We start from the raw sequence: 21114 nt of genomic DNA, 5'->3' as shown, positions 1-21114 counted from the left end.
TATGAGACGCGCGCGCTGGCTGGTGAATGCGACCCTGCTGTTGGCGCTGGCGGTGATCGCGCTCGGTGCCTATACCCGGCTCACCGATGCCGGGCTCGGCTGCCCGGACTGGCCGGGCTGCTACGGCCGGCTGACGCCACCGGTGCACGACACCCACATCGCCGCCGCGCAGGCGCGCTTTCCCGATGCCCAGGTCGACCCCTTCAAGGCGCGCAACGAGATGGTGCATCGTTACCTCGCCGGCCTGCTCGGCCTGTGCGTGCTGGCGGTCTTCGTGGTCTCGCGCCGCCTGCCGCGCGGGCGCGGCTTGGCCGCGGCCTTGCTGGCGCTGGTGGTGTTCCAGGCCGCGCTCGGCATGTGGACGGTGACCATGAACCTGATGCCCGTGGTGGTGGTGGCGCATCTGTTCGGCGGCTTCGGGGTGCTGGCGCTGCTTGCCTTGCTGCGCTTCGAGCTTAGGCGTGATCGACCGGGTCCCCCGGAATGCCTGCCGCCGGCCGGGCCTCGTCTCGCCCGCCTGCTCCCGCTGGCCTGGCTGGCCTTGGCCGTGCTGCTGGCGCAGATCGCGCTTGGCGGCTGGACCTCGGCCAACTACGCGGCCGCGGTGTGTTACCAGTTGCCCTTCTGCGAGAGCGGCTGGAGCGCCCAGTTCTCGCTGCGTGCGGCCTTCAGCCTGCCGCTGGGGCACGAGACCTATGAATTCGGCGTGCTGCCCTACGAGGCGCGCATGAGCATCCACGTCTTGCACCGCATGGGCGCGCTGGTCGCCACCGGCGTGGTCGGCAGCCTGGTGCTGCTGTGCTGGCGCCACGCGGCAGACGCGCGATTGCGCCAGTTGGCGGCCGGTGTCGGGGGGCTGCTCGCGCTGCAGGTGACGCTCGGTCTGATCAACGTCATTGGCCAGGTACCACTCCTGAACGCAGTCGCGCACAACCTCACCGCCGCCTGCCTGCTTGCCACCCTGGTCCTGCTGATCCGGCAGTTGCACGTGCAGGCGGGGCGGAACGCAGCTTCCTGCAGGCAGTCGCCGGTCGGGCGCTCGTGTGCGATGGTGGTTGAAAGCCCGGTGAAGGCCCGGTAGCTGATGTCAAGGGGCGCCAAGTAAAGCGCGCGGCGCCATGCCGCGAACCGGGCCCAGCAGTGAGATGAAGGGGAGACGAACATGGACGGCTACAAGCGTATTCCGACGGTGGCGGTCAGCCTGGGCGAGGCGCTCGCGCTCGGTCGCGCCTTCTGGCAGCTCACCAAGCCGCGGGTGGTGGCGCTGCTGGTGCTGACCGCCTGGGTGGGCATGATGCTCTCCAGCGAGGGCCTGCCCGATCCCGCGCTGATGGCGGTGGCGAGCCTGGGCATCGCGATGGTGTCGGGTGCGGCGGCCGCCTTCAATCACGTGCTCGACCAAAAGATCGATGCCCGCATGGCCCGTACGCGCATGCGACCGCTTCCCTCCGGTCGGCTCAGCAACGCGCAGGCGGTGAGCTTCGCCTTCGCACTGGCCGCGGCGGGATTTACGCTGCTGCTGGTCACGGTCAACGCGCTCACCGCATGGCTGACGTTGGCCGGCCTGTTCGGCTACGCGGTGATCTACACCGTGTTCCTCAAGCGCGCCACGCCGCAGAACATCGTCATCGGCGGGGTGGCGGGGGCGCTGCCGCCGGTGCTGGGGTGGACGGCGATCGCCGGCAGCGTCGGTGCCGAGGCCCTGTTGCTGATGATGATCATCTTCACATGGACCCCGCCGCACTTCTGGGCGCTTGCCATCCACCGGGTCGAGGATTACCGCCGCGCCGGTCTGCCGATGCTGCCGGTCACCCACGGCATCGAGTTCACCCGCACCCTGGTGCTGCTGTACACCGTGCTCCTGCTGGCGGTGTGCCTGCTGCCGTATCTGGTGGGGATGAGCGGGTTGCTCTACCTCGCCGGCAGCCTGGCGCTGAACCTGCAGTTCCTGCGCCACGCCTGGCGGCTCAAGTTCGCCCCGCGTGCCGACACCGCGATCCGCACCTTCCGCTTCTCGATCACCCACCTGATGCTGCTGTTCCTCGTGCTGCTGGTGGATCACTATCTGTGATCGAGGGGAAGCCCTCTTTGGCGAGCAACTTCGGGATCGCCGCCCAATAGTGCTCCAGCCCGCAGTCGCCGACGCCGCTGATGCCGGACAGCTTCGCCTGTGTCTGCGGGCGGGGCTTCGGTCAGGCGGGGTACGGTGCGGCGCCCGCCGGCAGGCTGCGGGCGGCGGATAGGGGCAATGGGGTTCGGTTCGATCGCGCCCAGGGCGCCTTGCGAGGGCGTCTGCTCGTTTCCGACATTCTGTCGGCTCTTCGGAGTGCAGCCGGGGGCTTCTGCGTGTGGAGCAGCGTTCGGTGCTGTCGGAAGAATTTACACATCAAATCTGGGATGGAGCGTGCGTTTTCGTAACTGCATGAAATATAACTGTAAATTATTTTGGCATCATTCCTGCTTGTATTGTCCGTGCCGTCGTTTTTCGGATACTTTGCGGAGAAGCCAACATGAAGCTACGTAAATGCTTTGCCGGGGTGGTCATTGCCCTCGGCGTGGGAGTGGGGCCGGCGCAGGCAGCTTTGATCGACCTGGGTTTTGCGCTGGATCGTTCCGGCAGCGTCGGAGGGACGAACTGGAGCACAGTCGTCAATGGGCTGGCCAACGCGCTGTCCTTGATCCCGACTTCGGGGACCAACCAGTACCGCATCGCAGTTTCCTCCTTTGCGAGCACGGCGACGCTGGATCTGGCGCCGACGATCGTCACCTCCGGGAATCTGGTGTCCCTGCAAGACATCATTCGCGGCCTCGCCTACACGGGCGGAGGCACCAACATCTCGACCGCGACCACGGCGCTTACGACAGCCTACACGGGCTTGGGGTTCGGAGACTTGAGTCTTCTGAACATCAGTACCGATGGTTCGAGCTCCGGGCCTGCAGCGTTGGATCTGCGAAACTCACTCGTCGCCGCCGGTTGGGATAGCATCAGCGCCGAGGCGATCGGCTCGTTCAATCTGACCTACCTTCAAGCCCTCGTGTCGCCGAATCCTGGTGTCACGACCAGCGACCCGAGCGCCCTGCCGAATCCGCTGCAGCAGGGTTTCGTGCTGACGGTGAACAGTTTTGAGGGTTACGAAGGGGCGCTGGCCGCCAAGGTCCGCCGTGTGGTGGATGATACGGGTGGCGGCACGGTGCCTGAGCCCACCAGCCTCGCCTTGCTTGGTCTTGGCATGTTCGGCCTGGCCGCCATGCGCCGTCGTCGCGACGAAGGTATGCTGCAGACTGCCGCCTGAGGCACTTCGGAAACTTCGATGTGAATCAAGAGGGTGCCCCCTTGGCCGCCCTCCAGATCCGGCCCTCTCCGCTGCGCGGGGCGGGCCGGTGTTCTTTGGAAGGCGGCGCGCGTCGACTCAGCGGGCCTCGCCCACGATCTCCAGGATCGCCGCGCCGTAGTGTTCCAGCTTGCGATCGCCCACACCGCTGATGCCGGCGAGCTCGGCCAGCGACTGCGGGCGGCGGTCGGTGGCGGATTGGGTCATCGGTGTGTTCCTCGAAGCTGCAGGCGCCGTGTGTGGCAAGAGAAAACCGCGAGTTATAAACCCTGGCCTCCTGGGGGCGGAACGGAGGCTATGGAGTTTGATAGCACCGATTTCCGTCGGTTTTTTTTACAGTTCTCCCGTGCGTTTTTGTTTCGTTCTGCTAACGCTTTGATTTTTATTGATCTATCGATCTGGCTTGGATCTTGCTGCACAAGGTAAGGCCGCTGGTGTGGCTGTGCGGAGTTGTAACCAGGACCAGGATTCAGGAGGAAAAAATGAAAATCAGGAAACTCGTTGCCGCTACCGCGGTGGCTGCGCTCTCGGTTGGTTTTGGTGCCGCAGCCAATGCGGCACTGATCAAGACCGACATCATCATGATCGTGGATGAGTCGGGGTCGATGGGGAATGTGCAGGCGAACTTGCGGAACAACATTGGTCAGTTCGCGTCGATTCTCTCTGCTGGGGGTATCGATGCTCGCTATGGCCTGGTCGGCTACGGCAGCTCGACTGTTGCTCCGCGCATGTTGACGGATCTGACGGACTCCGCTTCGTTCGCGATCGCAGCGCAGGGCTTGCTGATTAACGGTGGGACAGAGCCCGGCTACACCGCGACCGCCTTTGCGCTCAACGAACTGGACAACCAGGCCTCGCTGTTCAGCTATCGTGGCGATTCGGTCAAGAATCTCATCATTTTCACTGACGAACCACATAACGGCACTTCGCTGTCTTACGGCACGGTGGGTGGAGTCACGGTGAGCTATTCGATCATCGATGACTTGCTCACGGACAACAATGCGCTGTTCAATGCCGTTCTCAGGGGCACGAGTACGATCAATTCGTACGGGCCACTTGCGGCCGCCCATGGCGGTAACGTCTACGATCTCAATGGCCTGAACACGACCGACCAGCAAGTCGTTTCCGACTTCGTGGATGCTTTTGCGGCATCCAAGCTGCAGGAGATTCTCGATTTCTGCACCTTGAACCCGAACGATCCGGCTTGCCAGGGCGGCACGGTGCCTGAGCCCACCAGCCTCGCCTTGCTTGGTCTGGGCATGTTCGGCCTGGCCGCCATGCGCCGTCGTCGCGACGAAGGTATGCTGCAGACTGCCGCCTGAGGCACTTCGGAAACTTCGATGTGAATCAAGAGGGTGCCCCCTTGGACGCCCTCCAGATCCGGCCCTCTCCGATGCGCGGGGCGGGCCGGTGTTCTTTGGAAGGCGGCGCGCGTCGACTCAGCGGGCCTCGCCCACGATCTCCAGGATCGCCGCGCCGTAGTGTTCCAGCTTGCGATCGCCCACACCGCTGATGCCGGCGAGCTCGGCCAGCGACTGCGGGCGGTGGAGGGCGATCTCGCGCAGCGTGGCGTCGGGGAAGACGACGTAGGCGGGCACGTTGCGCTCCTTGGCCGTGGCGAAGCGCCAGGCGCGCAGGCGGTCGAAGAGGGTGGTGGGGATGCCCGCGGGGAGGTCGGCCGGGGGGCTGCTGCGGCGCTTGCCGCGGCTGCGGCTGCGTTCGCGCTCGAGGCGCAGGTGGAATTCGGCCTCGCCGCGCAGCAGCGGGCGCGCGGCGTCGGTAAGGCGCAGGGCGTTGTAGCGTTCGTGGTCCACCGCGACGAACTCGCGCGCGACGAGCTGGCGGAACACCATGCGCCAGCGCTTCTCGTCGAACTCGCTGCCGATGCCGAAAGTGGTGATGTCCTGATGGCCACGCTCGACGACCTTGTCGGTGCGTTCGCCGCGCAGCACGTCGATCAGGTGGCCGGCGCCATAGCGCTGTCCGGTGCGATACACGCAGCTCAACGCCTTGCGTGCGGCTTCGGTGGCGTCCCAGGTCTGCGGCGGGTGGAGGCAGTTGTCGCAGTTGCCGCAGGAGCTGGATTCCTCGCCGAAATAGGCGAGCAGGTGCTGGCGGCGGCAGGTGGTGGCTTCGACCAGGCCGACCAGCACGTCGAGCCGGTTGCGGGCCAGGCGCTTGAACTCCTCGCTCGCCTCGGATTCGTCGATCATGCGCCGCTGCTGCACCACGTCCTGCGCCCCCCACGCCATCCACGCCTGCGCCGGCAGGCCGTCTCGGCCGGCGCGGCCGGTTTCCTGGTAGTAGCCCTCGATCGAGCGCGGCAGGTCGAGGTGCGCGACGAAGCGCACGTCGGGCTTGTCGATGCCCATGCCGAAGGCGATGGTCGCCACCATGATCAGGCCGTCTTCGCGCAAAAAGCGCGTCTGGTGCTCGGCGCGCATCTCCTGTGCCATACCTGCGTGGTAGGGCAGGGCGTTGAGGCCCTGCTCCTGCAGCCAGGCAGCGGTCTCTTCCACCTTGCGCCGCGACAGGCAATACACGATGCCCGCCTGGCCGGGGCATTCCTCGCGGATGAAGTGCAGCAACTGGCGGCGCGCGTCGTCCTTGTCAACGATGGTGTAGCGGATGTTGGGGCGGTCGAAGCTGGAGACGAAGCGGCGCGCGCGGGTCAGGTTCAGCCGCTCGGCGATTTCTTCGCGGGTCTGGCGGTCGGCGGTGGCGGTGAGTGCGATGCGCGGGATGGCGGGGTAGCGTTCGGGCAGGATCGAGAGTTGCAGGTACTCGGGGCGGAAGTCGTGCCCCCACTGTGATACGCAGTGCGCCTCGTCGATCGCGAACAGTGCCAGCCGGCCGGTGTCGCGCAGGTGGTCGAGCTGGTCGAGGAAGCGTGGCGTCATCAGCCGTTCGGGGGCGACGTAGAGCAGGTCGAGCGTGCCGTCCCAGAGCGCGCGCTCCACACTGCGCGCGGCGTCCATGTCCAGGCTCGAGTTGAGGAAGGCGGCGTTGACGCCGGCTTCGACCAGCGCACTTACCTGGTCCTGCATCAGCGCGATCAGCGGTGAAACGACGATCGCGGTGCCTTCTCGCAGCAGCGCGGGAATCTGGTAGCACAGCGACTTGCCGCCGCCGGTGGGCATCAGCACCAGCGCGTCGCCGCCGCGGGCCACGTGCTCGACGATCTGCTGCTGCTCGCCGCGGAAGGCGGGATAGCCGAAGACGTGCTCGAGAATGCGGTGTGCCGACTCGGTGAGGGCCGCGTCACCGGCGACCGCGCAAGGCTCGCCCGCCACGGCGTGCGGAGGCGCCGGTTCGGCGGCGGAAGGGCGGTGGGTGTCGGTGTTGGGGAAGGGCTGGGCGTCGGGGTCGGCAAACATGCGCGCATTTTACCGCCGCAGCTCAAGGCTCGGGCTGGCGATCGAGGGGGGCGCGAATGAGCTGGACGGGATTGGTGGGACGGGCGGTTGCCCTGGCCGCCGATCAGGGGTGTCTCGTGCGCCAGTCCTGCAGGGCGGCCAGGGTGTCATCGAGGCCGCCTACCACCTGGATGCCCGGGAGTCGCTTCTGCTTGTCACGGACCGCCGCGCCACCAGCCCAGATGTCGAGTTCGGGCGGCAGCATCTCGCGCAGCGCGAGCAGGCCGTCGATCGCCTGGCGGGCGGGATAGGCGATGCTGAAGGACAGGCCGACGATGTCGAAGCCGCCACTCATGGCAGCGCTGCGGATGTCGGCGAGCGGGGTGCGGGTGCCGAGCGACAGGCAGCTGGCTCCTTCCGGCACGAGCATGGCTTCGGCCATCAGCAGGCCGAGCACGTGCTCCTCCTCGGGGAAGGTGGTCAGCAGCACCCGCGGTCGTCCGCCGTTGGCGGCATGGGTCCCAATTGCGCCGCGAAGCACGTTCTGCACCTGCTCGGTGAACAGATGCTCTTCGGCCACGTCGACCTCGCCGCGCATCCACGCCTCGCCCACCGCCGCGGCGAGCGGGGCGATGGTGTCGGCGACAAAGCGCTGCAGGCCCTGCTTCAACAGCGTCTGGCGCAGCGCGGCGGCGAGCTCGGCGCTGCGGTGAAGGCGCACCAGCTCGAGCAAGCCGTCGTCGCAACGGCCAGTGGCGCTCACGTTCGGGCACAGGCAGCCGTCGAGCATCTCGCTCAGCTCCTGGACGCTCGCGCCGACGATACCCGCCGGGCGCCGTCCGTGGTCGATCAGGCGTCGGATCAGGCGCAGCTTCTCGACCTGCTCGGTCGGATAGAGACGTTCTCCATTCGCATCGCGTGACGGGGCAGGAAAGCCGTACCGTCGTTCCCACACGCGCAGCGTGTCCTTGGCCAGGCCGGTGTCACGCTCGACGGCGGCGATACTGAAAGCGGCTTCGGGTTGGGTGGGGGCGTTCATCGAGGACGTGTTCAATTCGTTACAGGGAGCGATTGACCTGATCTTAGGCATCCGCCCCCAGTTTGTCCAGGACAAACTGGGTCAGGAAACGGGGCTGTCTCGCTGGGCGAAGGAGGGTGCCGGACTCATGCGCCTTCGTGCGCGGATTCCTGTTCCGCTGCGTCCTTGGCCTGCTGCGGGCTGAGATCGCCGTCCAGCACCGCCAGCATGCGTGCGGCCTTGGCCACCTGTTCGACGGCGCGCCGCTCCATGCTCGCCAGACGCAGCCAGTCCTGCATCGTGCCGATGTCGATGCGGGCATGCGCGCCGGCAAGCAGCAGTGCCTCCTTGAACGCCTGGTAGCGCGCTTCGGTTTCCTCCAGGCGCACCTCGACGGCCACCGCGCTGAAGTCGCCGCGTGCCGCGTCTGCGCCCGCGGCCAGGGTGGCGGTCGCCTGGCGGAAGGCGGCGGCAGCGTGCTCGAGTTCGGCATCGGGCGGCGCGCCCAGCGTGGTGGCCAGTGCGCAGGCCTGGCGCACGGCGAGCACTGCGCTCTCCTGGTACTGCAGTGCGCGCAGGCTGTGTGCGAGCCCCTCGACCAGTGCGGGCGGCAGGCGGCCTGCACTGAGCTTGCTCACGTAGCTCGAGATGGCTGGCGCAAGGGCATCGAGCGCACTCGCCTGGCGTTCGATCCAGGGCTCGTCCGGGGGCACGCGGGAGGCGGCGGTGAGCGCCGTCACGGCGAAGGACTGCGTGCGGCTGAGCTCGAGCCGCAGTGCGCGCAGGGCGAGGTCCGGCACCGCCAGCGAAGGGGCGTCGAGATGCCGGGGGCGGGCGATCTCTTCCTCGCGACTGCGGAAATGACCGGCAAGGAAGCGCTGCAGCGGGCGTGCCAGCGGCACCATCAGCAATACGCCCAGCAGGTTGAACGCGGAATGGAACATTGCCAACATCACCGCCGGCGTCGCCGGCTGCTCGAACCATTCCCGCAGCAGGCCGAGCAGGCTGATCAGCACCGGCAGCAGCGCGATCGCCACCGCGCCGGTAACGAGGTTGAAGATCACGTGGGTCGCGGCCAGGCGTCGTGCATTCGAGGTCGCGCCGAGCGCGGACAGGATGGCGGTGGAGGTTGTGCCGATGTTGGTGCCGATCACCATTGCGCAGGCGGCCTCGATCGACATCAGTCCGCCCTGTGCGGCGGTGATGATGATTGCGATCACGGCGCCCGAAGCCTGCATCAGCACCGTCAGCAAGGTACCGATGCCGACCAGCGTCAGCCAGCCGAGGACGCCCGGGCTGATGTGGTCCTGCAGGTTCATCTCCGCACCGAAGCCCGAGAACGTGTCCTTGAGCACGTCGATGCCCAGGAAGAGCACGCCGAAGCCCGCCAGGGCCTGGCCCAGCGCGCGCTGGCGCACGGTGCGCCCAGCCAGCATCGTCACTGCGCCGATGCCGACGAAGGGGAGGGCGAAGGCGTCGATCTTGAAGCTGAAGCCCAGCGCCGCCACCAGCCAGGCATTGAGGGTGGTACCCACGTTGGAGCCGAAGATCACCCACATCGCGTTCTGCAGCGACAGCAGACCGGTGTTGACGAAGCCGATGCTGGCCACCGTGACCGCGGTTGAGGACTGCACCAGCGCGGTCATCGTCATCCCCGCGCCCAGACCGCGAACAGGCGTGGCGGTGCCACGTTCGAGCAGGCCCTCGAGTGCACGGCCGGCCGCCAGCTTCAGGCCTTCGGTGAGCATGTGCATGCCAAGCAGGAACAGGCCGATGCCGCCGAGCAGGCCGGCAGAGATGGTGTAGGCGTCGATGTGGCTGGTGTCCAGGTTGGCCTCCGCTGGGCAATGATCGTTGTCACGGAAGCGTAATACCGCGGCGTCCGACCGGGGTGTGAATTATGCGCAACAGGGCGCAAACGCTTGTTTCATGTCTGGACAAAAAATCCAGTTTGTCCTGGACAAACGATTGACATGGAGAATGACTCGGTCTAAGGTGAGATCGTCATCAATTCTTGTCCAGGACATAGCTATGAGCGCAAATGTGTTGCGCCGGTGTGCAGGCTCCCTCGCCGCCGCCCTGCTCCTCGTGTCGGCCGCTTCGGCGTCCGCTCCGGTGGTCGAGCACGCGCCGCAGGCGGGCGCTGCGGTGGTGCAGGGCCCGACCGGTGCGGGGGCGTCCATGCCTGCCACGCTCGAACTGATGTTGCTGCTCCATCGTCCCGATCTGCCGCTCCGCCCCCATCCCGCCACGCAAGAGGTCAAACCATGAACGCCCCGGAAAAGTTCTTCCTGCCCGACGTCCAGTCCAGCGCCGACCATCGCGCGCTCGTCATCCAGCATGTGGGCGTGCGCGGCCTGCGCTACCCGATGTCGATTCGCGATGTAGACGCCAGCGTGCAGCACACCGTCGCCACGCTGGAGATGACCGTGGGGCTGCCGGCCGACGTGAAGGGTACGCACATGTCGCGTTTCGTCGAGTTGCTCGAGGCGGAGCGCGAAGCGCTCGACCTCGACGGCATGCGCACGCTGTTCGCCGGCATGCTGGAGCGGCTCGAGGCTTCCAGTGGCCGCATCGAGGCGCGCTTCCCCTGGTTCATGAAGAAGACCGCGCCGGTTTCGGGCGTGGACAGCCTGCTCGACATGGACGCCCGGATGGTGGTCGAGAAACCCGAAGGCGGCGAGGTGCGCACCACGCTCGAGGCGGTGGTGCCGGTCACCAGCCTGTGCCCGTGTTCGAAGAAGATCTCGGACTACGGTGCGCACAACCAGCGCTCGCACATCACGATCTCGGCCACGCTGCGTGGCGACCTTGGCCTGCGCGAACTGGTGCGCATGGCCGAGGAAGAAGCCTCGTGCGAGGTCTTTGGCTTGCTCAAGCGCCCGGACGAGAAGTGGGTCACCGAGCGTGCCTACGACAATCCCAAGTTCGTCGAGGATCTGGTGCGCGACATCGCGCTGCGCCTGCGTGGCGATGCCCGCGTGGCCTCGTGGCGGGTGCAGTCCGAGAACTTCGAGTCGATCCACAACCATTCCGCCTACGCCCTGATCGAGGGCGAGAACGCGCCGGAGTAAACGCCATGAAGATGGGCGAGATTGACCGCCTGCAAGCGGCGCAGCGGGGGGCACACGCCGGGGGGCGGCGGGTGGCGGTGATCGGCGGCGGCATCGCCGGGCTGTCCACGGCCTGGCTGCTCGCGTCGCACGAGCACGTCACCCTGTTCGAGGCGGGCAGCTACGTTGGCGGCCACACCAACACCATCGACGTGACGATCGACGGCCTCACCCATCCGGTCGACACCGGCTTCCTGGTGTTCAACCGCCGCACCTACCCCAACCTGTGTGCGCTGTTTGCGATGCTCGGCGTGGAGGCGGTCGAAACCGAGATGAGCTTCGGCGTCAGCCTCGCCGAGCCCGAGATCGAATGGGCCGGCACCGACCTCGCCAGCGTATTCGCCCAACGCGCCAACCTGGTGCGTCCGGCCTTTCTCTCCATGCTGCGCGACATCCTGCGCTTCAACCGCGAGACCACCCGCATGGCGACGGAGGGCACGATGCCGGCGCTGTCGCTGGGCGAATACCTCGATGCCGAGGCCTACTCGCAGGCCTTCCGCGACTGGTATCTGTTGCCCATGGCCGCAGCGATCTGGTCCTGCCCGACGCGCACCATGCTGGCGTACCCGCTCGCGACCTTCGTGCAGTTCTGCCATAACCATGGGCTGCTGCAGATCCTGGACCGCCCGACCTGGCGCACGGTGAAGGGCGGAGGGCGGACCTACGTGCGGCGCATGCTTGCCAATCTGCCCGACGTGCGCGTGAACGCGCCGGTGCGCAAGGTGGTGCGCGGCGCCGAAGGGGTGTGGGTGCACACTGCGGACGGCCCCGAACGTTTCGACGAGGTGGTGTTCGCGTGCCACAGCGACCAGGCGCTGGCCATTCTCGATGGTGAGGCGAGCGCGGACGAACGCCGCATCCTCGGCGCCGTGCGCTATCAGGCGAACGTCGCGTATCTGCATACCGACACCGCGCTGCTGCCGCGGCGCCCCAAGGTGTGGTCGGCGTGGAACTACCTCGCCGGCGCCGGCGCGCCCGATGCGCGCCCGGTCTCGGTGAGCTACCTGATCAACCGCCTGCAGCCGCTGCCTTTCGACACGCCGGTGGTGGTGTCGCTGAACCCCTTCACCGAGCCCGCGGCGGACAAGACCTTCCGCCGCATCGAATACGCGCATCCTGTCTTCGACCACGCCGCGATCGACGCTCAGGCTGCGCTGTCCGCGATCCAGGGGCGCGACCGCTGCTGGTTCGCCGGGGCCTGGACCGGCTACGGCTTCCACGAGGATGGCCTCAAGTCGGCCATCGCGGTGGTGGAGGCGATGGGCGTGGATGTGCCGTGGCGGCGTGGCCGCGTGCCGGCGCAGGGTTTGACGGGCGTGGCGTGCGAGGTGACTGCGTGATGGGGGGCACCCGTCCGCGGGACGCACTGCGGCCCGCGGTTTCCGCCCCCGACTGCGGCAATGTGGCGCTCGAGACGGCCTCTGCGCTGCGTCCCGTGGTCTGCTTCGGTGCGGTCATGCACGAACGCCACGTGCAGGCGCACAACCGCTTCGTCTACCCGACGGCCTTTCTGCGTCTTCCGCTTGGCCGCCTCGACGCCTTGCGTGTGCCGCTGTTGGGCATCGAGCGTGCCCGCCCGATCAGCTTCCGCCGTCGCGACCATGGCGCACGCGATGGCTCGCCCCTGCTGCCATGGATTCGCGCCTTGCTGAGCGAGCGCGGGCTGGACCGGGTGTGCGACGGCGAGATCGTGCTGCAGACCATGCCGCGGATCTTCGGCTTCGTCTTCAACCCGGTGAGCTTCTGGTTCTGCCACGACGGCGAGGGTGCGCTGCGCGCCGTGCTGGCCGAGGTGAACAACACCTTCGGCGAGCGTCACAACTACCTGGTGCATCACCCCGACTTGCACCCGATCGCCTCCGGCGACGAACTGCGCGCCAGCAAACGCTTTCATGTCTCGCCCTTCTTCCCGGTGCGCGGTGAATACCGCTTCCGTTTCGAACGGCTCGGCACGGTGCATGCGGTGTCGATCGAGCTCTGGGACGGCGGGCAGCGTCAGCTGTCCACCCGCCTGTCGGGCCGCGCCGAGGCCATCACCGGGCGCAGCATGGCGAAGTGGCTTGCGCGCCAGCCGTTCATGACCCTGGGCGTCGTCGCCCGCATCCACTGGCAGGCGTTGCGCCTGGCCCTGCGCCGGGTGAGCTTCTTCCGCAAGCCCGCGCCGCCGATCGAGGAGATCTCCTGATGAACGCACTCGACCACGCCCTGCAGCCGCTTGCCGGCCTGCGCCTTGCGCGCCTGCCGCGTGCGACCCGGCTGTGCCTGGAGATGCTCGACCGCCTCGACGGTGGCGCGCTCGCGGTGGAACTGCCCGACGGCGTGCGCGTGCGCGCAGGCCGTGGCCCGCTCGTGGCGCACCTGCGTGTGCGCGACCACGCGGTGTTCGACGAGGCGCTCGCGCGCGGCGACATCGGCTTCGGCGAGGCCTGGATGGACGGCCTGTGGGACACCGAGGACCTCACCGGCCTCTTGCGCCTGCTGTCGGCCAACCGCACCCGCCTGCAGGGCGCGATCTACGGCCGCATGTTCCGCCTGCTGAGCCACCGCCTGCAGCACCTGCTGCGCGCCAACACGCGCAGCGGCTCGCGGCGCAACATCGAGGCCCACTACGACCTCGGCAACGACTTCTACGCGCTCTGGCTCGACCCGACCATGACTTACTCGGCGGCGGTGTTCGCCTCGCCGGACGAGTCGCTGGCCGACGCGCAGCTGCGCAAGTACCGCCGCATCCTCGGCGAGCTCGGCGCCCGGCCCGGGCAGACGATTCTGGAAGTGGGCTGCGGCTGGGGCGGCTTCGCCGAGGTCGCCGCCACCGAGTTCGGCTGCAAGGTGCTCGGCATTACGCTGTCGCCCTCGCAGCTCGCGTTCGCACGCGCGCGCGCGGAGCGTGGCGGCTTTGCCGACAAGGTGGATTTCGAGCTCTGCGACTATCGCGACGTGCGCGGCAAGTATGACCACATCGTCTCCATCGAGATGATCGAGGCGGTGGGCGAGCGCTTCTGGCCCACCTACTTCGCCCAGCTCTCCGCGCTGTTGAAGCCGGGCGGGCGCTGCGTGGTGCAGGCGATCACCATCGACGATGCGCTGTTCACGCGCTACCGCCGCGGCACCGACTTCATCCAGCGCCACGTCTTCCCCGGCGGCATGCTACCCAGCCCGGGCGCGGTGGCGCAGCAGGCGCAGCGCGTGGGGCTGGACGTGGTGGGCGATTTCGCCTTCGGCCGCGACTACGCGCGCACGCTGGCGCACTGGCACCGCGCCTTCGAGGCGCAATCCACCGCGGTGCGCGCCCAGGGCTTTCCCGAGCGTTTCCTGCGCATGTGGCGCTTCTATCTGTCTTACTGCGAAGCGGGCTTCGAGACCGGCGACATCGACGTGCATCACTACGTGTTCGCGCACGCCGGACAAGGGCCGGGAGCGCGGTGATGCTGCGCGCACCGGCTGTGCTCGTTGCGCTGATGCTGGCACTGGGTGCAGCGGTTCCGGCCGCCGCGGTCGGCCTGCCTGCGGCGGTGCAGGCGGTCGCTGCGCCGCTGGAGCGCATCGGCGAGGGCGAGATGCGCTGGCTCGGCTTCAAGCTCTATGACGCCGCGCTGTGGGCGGGTGCGCGCGGCGAGGCGGCGGTCGAGGGCGAGCATGTGCTGTCGATCCGCTACGCGCGTGCGATCAGCGGCGAGCGGCTGGTGAGCGTCAGTGTTGACGAAATGCGCCGCCTCGGTTTCACCGACGAAGTCCGGCTCGCGCGCTGGCGCGAGGCGCTTGCCGACGCGCTGCCCTCGGTGGCCGCTGGCGACACCCTTGCAGCGCTGCACCGGCCGGGAGAGGGGGCTCGGTTCTGGCATCAGGGCCGGCCCAGCGGCGAGATCGACGACCCCGAACTGGCGCACGCCTTCTTCGCCATCTGGCTCGATCCGCGCACGCGTGAGCCGCAACTGCGCGCGCAGTTGCTCGGGCTGGCGAAAGCCGCGCGATGAACCCCCCGGCCGGGCGTGCCGCCGGAGGCGCGGTGCCGCGACAGTCCCTCGTTGCTTACGGCGCGCTCGGCCTGCCGCTTGCCTTCGCCGCGCTGCCGATCTACGTCCATGTACCCCGCCTGTATGCGGAGGGGGTAGGCCTGTCGCTCGCGCTGGTGGGCGCGGTATTGCTCGCCGCGCGTATCGTCGATGCGGTCACCGACCCCCTCATCGGCTGGGCCAACGACCGGCTGCCGCGGCGCCGGCTGTGGGTGGCGCTCGCCTTGCCGGCACTTGCGCTGGGCATGCTCGGCCTGCTGATTCCGCCCGAAGGGGCAGGCGCGCTGTGGCTGTTCGCGTTGCTGGTCGGGGTGTCGCTAGCCTACTCGGTGGCGACCATCGCCTATAACGCATGGGGGGCCGAGGTCGCCGATACGCCGGATGCGCGCACCCGCTTCGTCGCCAGCCGCGAAGCCTTTGCGCTCGTGGGCGTGGTGCTGGCGGCGGCGCTGCCCGGGGTGCTCGCGGCGGGCGCCGGTGAGGCGGCCGGGCTCGCGCGCCTGGCCTGGGTGTTCCTGCCGCTGCTCGCCGGTTTCGGGTTGTGGACCTTGCTGCGTGCGCCCGTCCCGTCGCCTCGTCCGGGCCGCGCGGCCCCGGTCTGGCGCGGGCTGATCGCGGTGCTGCGCGCGCCGGCCTTCGCCTGCCTGCTCGCGGTGTTCGCGGCCAATGGCATCGCTGCGGCGATTCCCTCGGCCACGGTGCTGTTCTTCGTCGCTGACGTGCTGCAGGCCGAATCGCTTGCGGGCGGCTTTCTCGCGCTGTACTTCTTCGCAGCGGCGGCGAGCCTGCCGCTGTGGGTGAGGGTGTCGCGCCGCGTCGGCAAGCTGCGCGCCTGGCTCGCCGGCATGGTGCTGGCGGTGGCTGTGTTCGCGTGGGCAGGTCTACTGGGCAGCGGGGATGTGTTCGCCTACGCGCTGATCTGTGTGCTGTCGGGTGTGGCGCTGGGCGCTGACCTGAGCCTTCCGCCGTCCCTCCTCGCCGACCTGATTGCGCGCAGCCATGGGCGAGCAGCCCTGCCCGTGGTCGCGCCAGTCGGTACCGGCGCAGAGGGCGAGGGGGCAGGAGCGGCCTGCGGGGCTGTAGAGGAAGGGAAGGACGGGCGGGGCGGGGCGCACGCGACATGCGGCGTACAGGGCCAGGCGGACACGCGGTGCGAGTCGCTGCCGGCGGGCGCCTGCTTCGGCTGGTGGAACTTCGTCACCAAGGCCAACCTGGCGCTCGCGGCCGGCCTGGCGCTCCCGCTGCTCGCGCTGCTCGGCTACGCGCCGGGTGCGCGCGACGCTGCGGCGGTGTCGGCGCTGGCCCGGGTGTATGGCTTTGCGCCGCTAGCGCTCAAGCTCGGGGCCATCGTGCTGCTGTGGCGGTGGCGGCATGCGATCGAGCCGGGGTATTCGCAGGCAGGCCCGTTCCCACGGTTGCGGCGAGCGACTGCAGATGAGCTTGAATGAGGAGAAGGCGAATGAAACGTTTCTGGTTGATCTTGGTGGCCGTGTTCGGCCTGTGGGGGTGCAGCAGCGTGAATGTGGATCACTATCGTGCGGAGCAGCCGGTGCTCGAGCTGCGCGACTACTTCGACGGCACGCTCGACGCCTGGGGCATGTTCCAGGACCGCTCGGGCAAGGTGGTCAAGCGCTTCCATGTCGTCATCGAGGCGAGTTGGCAGGGTGCGGTCGGCACGCTCGATGAGCGCTTCACCTATTCCGACGGCAGCACGCAGCGCCGCGTGTGGACCCTCACCCGCCTCGGCGAAGGGCGCTACACCGGCCGCGCGGACGAAGTGGTCGGCGTTGCCAGCGGCGAGGCCGCGGGCAACGCGCTGCGCTGGCGCTACGTGCTTGCGCTGCCGGTGGACGACAAGGTCTATAACGTCGACTTCGACGACTGGATGTTCCTGATGGACGACAAGGTCATGCTCAACCGCTCGGTGATGAGCAAGTTCGGCTTCCGGCTGGGCGAGGTCACGCTGAGCTTCGTCAAGCGGGCGCCGCAATGAACCTTGGCGCGGGCGTGCTGCAGCGCCTGTTCGGCCCGCTCAACACGCCGATTCGCGACTGGGCCGGCAGACGGGTGTGGATCGTCGGCGCCTCGTCGGGCATCGGCGAGGCGCTCGCGCTCGCGCTCGCGCGCCGTGGCGCCCGCCTGGCACTGTCGGCGCGCGGCGCGGACAAGCTGCGTGCGGTGTGCGCGGCCTGCGACGCTGCGCGTGCGCTGGCCAACACCATCTCTCCTGCCCACGCCGGGAGCGCCACCGCGCCCTCCAGTACCGCTCCCACAATGCTGCGGCCGGAGCTTGCGGCGGATCGCAGTCTCGCTCTGGCGCTGGACCTCACCGACGCTGACACCTTCGCCCGCGTCCGCGACGACATCCTTGCCCACTGGGGCGGCATCGACCTTGTCGTGTTCAACGCCGGCACCTACCGCCCGCTGCGCGCCTGGGAGCTGACCGCCGACGCCGTACGCGAAACCCTCGACGTCAACCTCTTCGGGACCATGAGCGGCGTCGCCGCCGTACTGCCGACCCTGCTCGCGCAGGGCAATGGGGCGCTCGCGCTGGTGGGAAGCGTCGCGGGCTACGGCGGACTGCCGAAGGCGGCGGTGTATGGCCCGTCCAAAGCTGCGCTGATCAACTTCGCCGAGGTGCTGCACCTCGACCTCGCCCCGCGCGGCATCGACGTTTTCTTGATCGACCCCGGCTTCGTCGCCACGCCGCTCACCGCGCAGAACGACTTCGCCATGCCGGCGCTGCAGACGCCGGCGCAGGCGGCCGATGCGATCGTAGAAGGCTTCGCACGCGGCGACTTCGAGATCCACTTCCCGAAGCGCTTCACCCGCGTGCTGAAGCTGTTGCAGTGGCTGCCGCGACGGATGTACTTCCCGCTCGTGCGCCGCGCGACCGGGCTTTGAGGAGGCATCGATGAACGATGAGGCTGCCGTGCCTGACCGGGGTGCGAATCCGAGTTCTGCGCGCCGCCTGGCCGACTTCTATGAAACCTTGACGCCCGCCAGCCTCGCCACGCTCGACCAGTACTACGCGCCCGATGCCCGCTTCAAGGACCCCTTCAACGAGGTCGCCGGCGTCCCCGCCATCCGCCGCATCTTCGAGCACATGTTCGCCACCACCGAGTCGCCGCGCTTCGTGGTCACCGATCGTATCGAGCAGGGCGCCCAGGCCATGCTCGGGTGGGCGTTTCACTTCCGCCTGCGCGGGCGCGCGCTCACGGTGCGGGGCGTTACGCACCTGCGCTTCGACGCCGAAGGCCGGGTGACGCTGCACCGCGACTACTGGGATGCCGCCGAGGAGCTGTACGAGAAGCTGCCGCTGCTCGGGGGGGCGATGCGGGTGATCAAGCGCAGGCTGAGTGCGACCGGATGAGTGACGCCATGCATGCACGAGGGAGCGTGGTGCTTGTTCGGATGCATGCTTCGCATCCGTCTCCTGCGGCGATCGGTCACGGACCTGCTGACCCGACGCCGGCAAGGGGACTATCATTGAGCGCTGATAGAACACCGCACACAGGTTCGCGCATGCTTTCAATCCCTCGCACCGTCGCCCGTCTCGTCGCCGTCCCGCTGCTCGCCATCGGCCTGCTCGCCGGCTGCACGCCGTCCGAGCCCGTCTTCAAGAGCACCGACATCACCGGCGCCGAGTACGGCAAGCGCTTCGCGCTCACCGATCACAACGGCCAGGCGCGCACGCTCGCCGACTTCAAGGGCAAGGTCGTCACGATCTTCTTCGGCTACACGCAATGCCCCGACGTGTGCCCCACCGCGCTGTCGGGCATGAGCGCGGTCATGGAGACGCTGGGCCCCGATGCCGACCGCGTGCAGGTGATCTTCGTCACCGTCGACCCCGAGCGCGACACGCCCGAGCTGCTCGCCGAGTATGTGCCGCTGTTCGACAAGCGCTTCCTCGGCATGTACGGCCCCGCCGACAAGATCGCCGAGATCGCCAAGGATTTCCGTGTGTTCTACCGCAAGAGCGGTGACGTCGATGGCCACTACACCATCGATCACTCGGCCGGCACCTACGCCTTCGGCCCGGACGGCCGGCTGCGCCTGTACATGAAGCACGCCGAAGACCCGCAGGTGATGGCGGCGGATATCAAGGCGCTGCTGGCGGGGAAGTGAGGCCTGTCAGCGGGTAAACGAATAATGGCAGCGATTGCTGCCATTATTGTCCGGGCTCCGTGAGGGCGCTTCACACCACTGCCGCCAGCAGCCCCCGCATCTTCTGCATCGCCTTGGCTTCGATCTGGCGGATGCGCTCGGCCGATACGCCGTATTCGGCGGCCAACTCGTGCAGCGTGGCGCTGTCGCCCTCGGCGAGCCAGCGGCGCTGGACGATCGCTCGGCTGCGGTCGTCGAGGCTGGCTAGCGCGTCGCGCAGGCCGGTGTCCTGCAGGTGGGCCAGTTCGGCCTGCTCTACCAGCTCTGACGGCTCGGCGTGCGGGTCGGGCAGGTAGGCGATCGGGGCGAAGCGCTCGTCCTCGTCGTCGCTGCCGGCGTCGAGCGGGATGTCGCGGCCGGTGAGGCGCGTCTCCATCTCCACCACTTCCTCGGGCTTGACGCCGAGTTGGGTGGCGATCGACTGCACCTCGGCGGGCTGGAGCGTGGTGCTGTCCTTCTTCATGCCGCGCAGGTTGAAGAACAGCTTGCGCTGCGCCTTGGTGGTGGCGATCTTCACCAGGCGCCAGTTCTTCAGGATGTATTCGTGAATCTCGGCCTTGATCCAGTGGATCGCGAACGACACCAGCCGCACACCGCGGCTCGGGTCGAAGCGCTTGACCGCTTTCATCAGCCCGATGTTGCCTTCCTGGATCAGGTCGGCGTGGGGCAGGCCGTAGCCGAGATAGCCGCGCGCGATCGACACGACCACACGCAGATGCGACATCACCAGTTGCCGCGCCGCATTCACGTCACCTTCGTCGCGCAGGCGCGCCGCCAGATCCGCCTCCTGCTGTTCGCTCAGCATCGGCATGCGATTCACGCTCTGGATGTACTGATCCAGGCTGCCGGCGGCGGGAACGGGGAAGGTCAGGGCTTGAGACATGGGCTTGAGTCCTCCTTGTGCTCGAAGTTTAGCACTCGGAGCATGAGAGTGCTAAGGGGCGGCGGGAGTTCCGGGTTGGCCTTTTTCAGTCTTTTTCGGTGGACACCCAGTCCTCGACGCGCAAACCCGAAATGCGCCTGAACTCGCGCGTATTGTGGGTGACCAGGATGGCGTCTTCGGCCAGTGCATGGCAGGCGATCCACAGGTCGTTCCCCCCGATCGGTGTGCCTGCCTCCTTCAGGCGGGTGGCCTGTTCCGCGTAATGCCGGCAGATGGCGGGGTTGGCGGGATAGCGCACCGGTACCTGGCGTGCCAGGGCGTTCAGCCGCCGCAGCACCTCCGTCTTGCGAGTGCTGCGCTCGGCGCCCTTCAGCAACTCGGCCCAAGTCACGAAAGACATGCACAGGGCGTCGCGCTCGGGGAGTGCGTCGATGCGCTGCGCGATGCCGGGCGGCTGGTTCTTGATCAGGTAGATCAGGATACTGGTGTCGAGCAGGTAGATCACAGCGTCTCGCGCTCCTGCACCGGCAGCGGCGCTTCCTGTTCGGCCTCGAGCGCGGCGAGGAAGTCGTCGTCCACTTCGCCCAGCGCTTTCAGGGCCTGCATCAGGGCGGCGCCACGCTGCACGCGCAAAGGGTGGATCACCAGGTCGCCCGCGTCGTTGCGCGTGATGCTGACGCGGTCGGTGTCGAGGCGGAACTCCGCCGGGATACGCACAGCCTGGCTGTTGCCGTTGTTGAAGACGCGGCTGGGCAGTGTTTCCATCATGCCACCCTTTGTAATTACGATTATGTGTGTATTTTAGTGCTTGTCTAACAGCACGGCAAACCTTCGCTGCTTCCTTCGCTGCTTCCTTCGTGGCAATTCAGTGGCGCGCAGGAAATTCCCGTGCGGTGTGACCGACGTTTAGCACGATCACCGAGTCATCCGTCACTTCCACGAAGGCAATGTAGGGCAGTCGGCAAACGGCGAGTTCGCGTGCGTCCGGGACCCGCGCACGTGCCCGGATGCGGTCCGGGGAGACGCGCAAGGCTTCGACTTCGGCAATGATGCGCGACTGGACGGACGCTGCAGTCAATGGGCCTGCTTCAGCGTAGTAATAGGCGAGAATCTCGTCGAGGTCGTCCAGCGCCTCGTCGGCCCAGAGGATATTCATGCACGACGATTCCGCGCGGCCAAACGCTTGCGCAGCAGGGCCATGGCTTCGTCGTGCGCATGTAGATTGGTCTGGC

23 protein-coding genes are annotated in these 21114 nt (G+C 67.7%); 15 read left to right on the top strand and 8 right to left on the bottom strand.

Features of this window, described 5'->3' with window-relative positions:
* Nucleotide 1: 1 nt before the first annotated feature.
* The 3 genes from ACNKW1_RS13600 (at nucleotide 2) to ACNKW1_RS13590 (ending at nucleotide 3293) form a co-directional block, all read left to right on the top strand.
* A complete protein-coding gene (locus ACNKW1_RS13600) occupies nucleotides 2-1081 on the top strand; it encodes a COX15/CtaA family protein (protein ID WP_418365235.1) in 1080 nt (359 codons plus the stop codon).
* Between the two features lie 81 nt (nucleotides 1082-1162).
* Complete coding sequence (gene cyoE, locus ACNKW1_RS13595; protein ID WP_418365135.1) at nucleotides 1163-2071, top strand: heme o synthase; 909 nt, start codon at nucleotides 1163-1165, stop codon at nucleotides 2069-2071.
* A gap of 439 nt (nucleotides 2072-2510) precedes the next feature.
* Nucleotides 2511-3293 carry a VWA domain-containing protein gene (locus ACNKW1_RS13590; RefSeq protein ID WP_418365134.1) on the top strand — a complete coding sequence of 261 codons (783 nt, stop codon included), beginning with the start codon at nucleotides 2511-2513 and terminating at the stop codon, nucleotides 3291-3293.
* Between the two features lie 117 nt (nucleotides 3294-3410).
* On the opposite strand, the gene ACNKW1_RS13585 is transcribed toward ACNKW1_RS13590, so the two are convergent.
* Nucleotides 3411-3539, bottom strand: coding sequence for an HRDC domain-containing protein (locus tag ACNKW1_RS13585; RefSeq protein WP_418365133.1), 129 nt, complete (start codon nucleotides 3537-3539; stop codon nucleotides 3411-3413).
* A 275-nt stretch (nucleotides 3540-3814) separates the two neighbouring features.
* On the opposite strand from ACNKW1_RS13585, the gene ACNKW1_RS13580 reads away from it, so the two are divergent.
* Complete coding sequence (locus ACNKW1_RS13580; RefSeq protein ID WP_418365132.1) at nucleotides 3815-4654, top strand: VWA domain-containing protein; 840 nt, start codon at nucleotides 3815-3817, stop codon at nucleotides 4652-4654.
* 117 nt (nucleotides 4655-4771) lie between these two features.
* On the opposite strand, the gene recQ is transcribed toward ACNKW1_RS13580, so the two are convergent.
* The 3 genes from recQ to ACNKW1_RS13565 all read right to left on the bottom strand — a co-directional run bounded on the left by recQ (nucleotide 4772) and on the right by ACNKW1_RS13565 (nucleotide 9535).
* A complete protein-coding gene (gene recQ, locus ACNKW1_RS13575) occupies nucleotides 4772-6709 on the bottom strand; it encodes a DNA helicase RecQ (RefSeq protein ID WP_418365131.1) in 1938 nt (645 codons plus the stop codon).
* A gap of 103 nt (nucleotides 6710-6812) precedes the next feature.
* Complete coding sequence (locus ACNKW1_RS13570) at nucleotides 6813-7727, bottom strand: MerR family transcriptional regulator (RefSeq protein ID WP_418365130.1); 915 nt, start codon at nucleotides 7725-7727, stop codon at nucleotides 6813-6815.
* A gap of 125 nt (nucleotides 7728-7852) precedes the next feature.
* Nucleotides 7853-9535 carry a Na/Pi cotransporter family protein gene (locus ACNKW1_RS13565; protein WP_418365234.1) on the bottom strand — a complete coding sequence of 561 codons (1683 nt, stop codon included), beginning with the start codon at nucleotides 9533-9535 and terminating at the stop codon, nucleotides 7853-7855.
* 202 nt (nucleotides 9536-9737) lie between these two features.
* Here ACNKW1_RS13565 and ACNKW1_RS13560 point away from each other — a divergent pair, with 202 nt between their 5' ends.
* The 11 genes from ACNKW1_RS13560 (at nucleotide 9738) to ACNKW1_RS13510 (ending at nucleotide 18960) form a co-directional block, all read left to right on the top strand.
* Nucleotides 9738-9977: a hypothetical protein gene (locus ACNKW1_RS13560; protein WP_418365129.1), complete on the top strand. Its 240-nt coding sequence runs from the start codon at nucleotides 9738-9740 to the stop codon at nucleotides 9975-9977.
* Nucleotides 9974-10780 (top strand): GTP cyclohydrolase FolE2, encoded by an 807-nt coding sequence (gene folE2, locus ACNKW1_RS13555; RefSeq protein WP_418365128.1) that lies wholly within the window; start codon nucleotides 9974-9976, stop codon nucleotides 10778-10780. The genes ACNKW1_RS13560 and folE2 overlap by 4 nt, the downstream gene beginning before the upstream one ends.
* A gap of 5 nt (nucleotides 10781-10785) precedes the next feature.
* Nucleotides 10786-12159, top strand: a complete 1374-nt coding sequence (locus tag ACNKW1_RS13550) for an NAD(P)/FAD-dependent oxidoreductase (protein WP_418365127.1) — start codon at nucleotides 10786-10788, stop codon at nucleotides 12157-12159.
* Between the two features lie 86 nt (nucleotides 12160-12245).
* Nucleotides 12246-13004: a DUF1365 domain-containing protein gene (locus ACNKW1_RS13545; protein WP_418365233.1), complete on the top strand. Its 759-nt coding sequence runs from the start codon at nucleotides 12246-12248 to the stop codon at nucleotides 13002-13004.
* Entirely contained in the window at nucleotides 13004-14245 is a 1242-nt protein-coding gene (locus ACNKW1_RS13540) for a class I SAM-dependent methyltransferase (protein WP_418365126.1), read from the top strand. The genes ACNKW1_RS13545 and ACNKW1_RS13540 overlap by 1 nt, the downstream gene beginning before the upstream one ends.
* The gene (locus ACNKW1_RS13535; protein ID WP_418365125.1) at nucleotides 14245-14793 is read left to right on the top strand and encodes a chalcone isomerase family protein; all 549 of its coding nucleotides are present in this window, start codon (nucleotides 14245-14247) and stop codon (nucleotides 14791-14793) included. The genes ACNKW1_RS13540 and ACNKW1_RS13535 overlap by 1 nt, the downstream gene beginning before the upstream one ends.
* Complete coding sequence (locus tag ACNKW1_RS13530) at nucleotides 14790-16280, top strand: MFS transporter (RefSeq protein ID WP_418365124.1); 1491 nt, start codon at nucleotides 14790-14792, stop codon at nucleotides 16278-16280. The genes ACNKW1_RS13535 and ACNKW1_RS13530 overlap by 4 nt, the downstream gene beginning before the upstream one ends.
* Before the next feature lie 11 nt (nucleotides 16281-16291).
* Nucleotides 16292-16825 (top strand): DUF3833 domain-containing protein, encoded by a 534-nt coding sequence (locus ACNKW1_RS13525; protein WP_418365123.1) that lies wholly within the window; start codon nucleotides 16292-16294, stop codon nucleotides 16823-16825.
* Nucleotides 16822-17736 carry an SDR family NAD(P)-dependent oxidoreductase gene (locus ACNKW1_RS13520; RefSeq protein WP_418365122.1) on the top strand — a complete coding sequence of 305 codons (915 nt, stop codon included), beginning with the start codon at nucleotides 16822-16824 and terminating at the stop codon, nucleotides 17734-17736. The genes ACNKW1_RS13525 and ACNKW1_RS13520 overlap by 4 nt, the downstream gene beginning before the upstream one ends.
* 10 nt (nucleotides 17737-17746) lie before the next feature.
* Nucleotides 17747-18205 carry a nuclear transport factor 2 family protein gene (locus tag ACNKW1_RS13515; RefSeq protein WP_418365121.1) on the top strand — a complete coding sequence of 153 codons (459 nt, stop codon included), beginning with the start codon at nucleotides 17747-17749 and terminating at the stop codon, nucleotides 18203-18205.
* A 152-nt stretch (nucleotides 18206-18357) separates the two neighbouring features.
* The gene (locus ACNKW1_RS13510) at nucleotides 18358-18960 is read left to right on the top strand and encodes an SCO family protein (RefSeq protein WP_418365120.1); all 603 of its coding nucleotides are present in this window, start codon (nucleotides 18358-18360) and stop codon (nucleotides 18958-18960) included.
* A 70-nt stretch (nucleotides 18961-19030) separates the two neighbouring features.
* Here the strand turns inward: ACNKW1_RS13510 and rpoH are convergent, their stop codons facing one another.
* The 4 genes from rpoH to ACNKW1_RS13490 all read right to left on the bottom strand — a co-directional run bounded on the left by rpoH (nucleotide 19031) and on the right by ACNKW1_RS13490 (nucleotide 21038).
* Complete coding sequence (rpoH, locus tag ACNKW1_RS13505; RefSeq protein ID WP_418365119.1) at nucleotides 19031-19882, bottom strand: RNA polymerase sigma factor RpoH; 852 nt, start codon at nucleotides 19880-19882, stop codon at nucleotides 19031-19033.
* Nucleotides 19883-19967: 85 nt separating this feature from the next.
* Nucleotides 19968-20387: a type II toxin-antitoxin system VapC family toxin gene (locus ACNKW1_RS13500; protein ID WP_418365118.1), complete on the bottom strand. Its 420-nt coding sequence runs from the start codon at nucleotides 20385-20387 to the stop codon at nucleotides 19968-19970.
* Nucleotides 20384-20650, bottom strand: a complete 267-nt coding sequence (locus ACNKW1_RS13495; RefSeq protein ID WP_418365117.1) for an antitoxin — start codon at nucleotides 20648-20650, stop codon at nucleotides 20384-20386. Before ACNKW1_RS13495 ends, ACNKW1_RS13500 begins: the two co-directional genes overlap by 4 nt.
* Nucleotides 20651-20747: 97 nt before the next feature.
* Nucleotides 20748-21038, bottom strand: coding sequence for a type II toxin-antitoxin system RelE/ParE family toxin (locus tag ACNKW1_RS13490; protein WP_418365116.1), 291 nt, complete (start codon nucleotides 21036-21038; stop codon nucleotides 20748-20750).
* Nucleotides 21039-21114: the final 76 nt, after the last annotated feature.

Source organism: Thauera sp. WH-2 (assembly GCF_048321015.1).
In the GTDB taxonomy this organism is placed as follows: domain Bacteria; phylum Pseudomonadota; class Gammaproteobacteria; order Burkholderiales; family Rhodocyclaceae; genus Thauera.
This window is presented reverse-complemented; position numbering and strand designations above follow the sequence as displayed.

Excerpts from the sequence above, each read along its gene's own strand:
- ACNKW1_RS13600 (WP_418365235.1), top strand. The coding sequence starts at position 2 with ATGAGACGCGCGCGCTGGCTGGTGAATGCGACCCTGCTGTTGGCGCTG.
- cyoE (WP_418365135.1), top strand. The coding sequence starts at position 1,163 with ATGGACGGCTACAAGCGTATTCCGACGGTGGCGGTCAGCCTGGGCGAG.
- ACNKW1_RS13590 (WP_418365134.1), top strand. The coding sequence starts at position 2,511 with ATGAAGCTACGTAAATGCTTTGCCGGGGTGGTCATTGCCCTCGGCGTG.
- ACNKW1_RS13585 (WP_418365133.1), bottom strand. The coding sequence starts at position 3,539 with ATGACCCAATCCGCCACCGACCGCCGCCCGCAGTCGCTGGCCGAGCTC.
- ACNKW1_RS13580 (WP_418365132.1), top strand. The coding sequence starts at position 3,815 with ATGAAAATCAGGAAACTCGTTGCCGCTACCGCGGTGGCTGCGCTCTCG.
- recQ (WP_418365131.1), bottom strand. The coding sequence starts at position 6,709 with ATGTTTGCCGACCCCGACGCCCAGCCCTTCCCCAACACCGACACCCAC.
- ACNKW1_RS13570 (WP_418365130.1), bottom strand. The coding sequence starts at position 7,727 with ATGAACGCCCCCACCCAACCCGAAGCCGCTTTCAGTATCGCCGCCGTC.
- ACNKW1_RS13560 (WP_418365129.1), top strand. The coding sequence starts at position 9,738 with ATGAGCGCAAATGTGTTGCGCCGGTGTGCAGGCTCCCTCGCCGCCGCC.
- folE2 (WP_418365128.1), top strand. The coding sequence starts at position 9,974 with ATGAACGCCCCGGAAAAGTTCTTCCTGCCCGACGTCCAGTCCAGCGCC.
- ACNKW1_RS13550 (WP_418365127.1), top strand. The coding sequence starts at position 10,786 with ATGAAGATGGGCGAGATTGACCGCCTGCAAGCGGCGCAGCGGGGGGCA.
- ACNKW1_RS13540 (WP_418365126.1), top strand. The coding sequence starts at position 13,004 with ATGAACGCACTCGACCACGCCCTGCAGCCGCTTGCCGGCCTGCGCCTT.
- ACNKW1_RS13535 (WP_418365125.1), top strand. The coding sequence starts at position 14,245 with ATGCTGCGCGCACCGGCTGTGCTCGTTGCGCTGATGCTGGCACTGGGT.
- ACNKW1_RS13530 (WP_418365124.1), top strand. The coding sequence starts at position 14,790 with ATGAACCCCCCGGCCGGGCGTGCCGCCGGAGGCGCGGTGCCGCGACAG.
- ACNKW1_RS13525 (WP_418365123.1), top strand. The coding sequence starts at position 16,292 with ATGAAACGTTTCTGGTTGATCTTGGTGGCCGTGTTCGGCCTGTGGGGG.
- ACNKW1_RS13520 (WP_418365122.1), top strand. The coding sequence starts at position 16,822 with ATGAACCTTGGCGCGGGCGTGCTGCAGCGCCTGTTCGGCCCGCTCAAC.
- ACNKW1_RS13515 (WP_418365121.1), top strand. The coding sequence starts at position 17,747 with ATGAACGATGAGGCTGCCGTGCCTGACCGGGGTGCGAATCCGAGTTCT.
- ACNKW1_RS13510 (WP_418365120.1), top strand. The coding sequence starts at position 18,358 with ATGCTTTCAATCCCTCGCACCGTCGCCCGTCTCGTCGCCGTCCCGCTG.
- rpoH (WP_418365119.1), bottom strand. The coding sequence starts at position 19,882 with ATGTCTCAAGCCCTGACCTTCCCCGTTCCCGCCGCCGGCAGCCTGGAT.
- ACNKW1_RS13495 (WP_418365117.1), bottom strand. The coding sequence starts at position 20,650 with ATGATGGAAACACTGCCCAGCCGCGTCTTCAACAACGGCAACAGCCAG.
- ACNKW1_RS13490 (WP_418365116.1), bottom strand. The coding sequence starts at position 21,038 with ATGAATATCCTCTGGGCCGACGAGGCGCTGGACGACCTCGACGAGATT.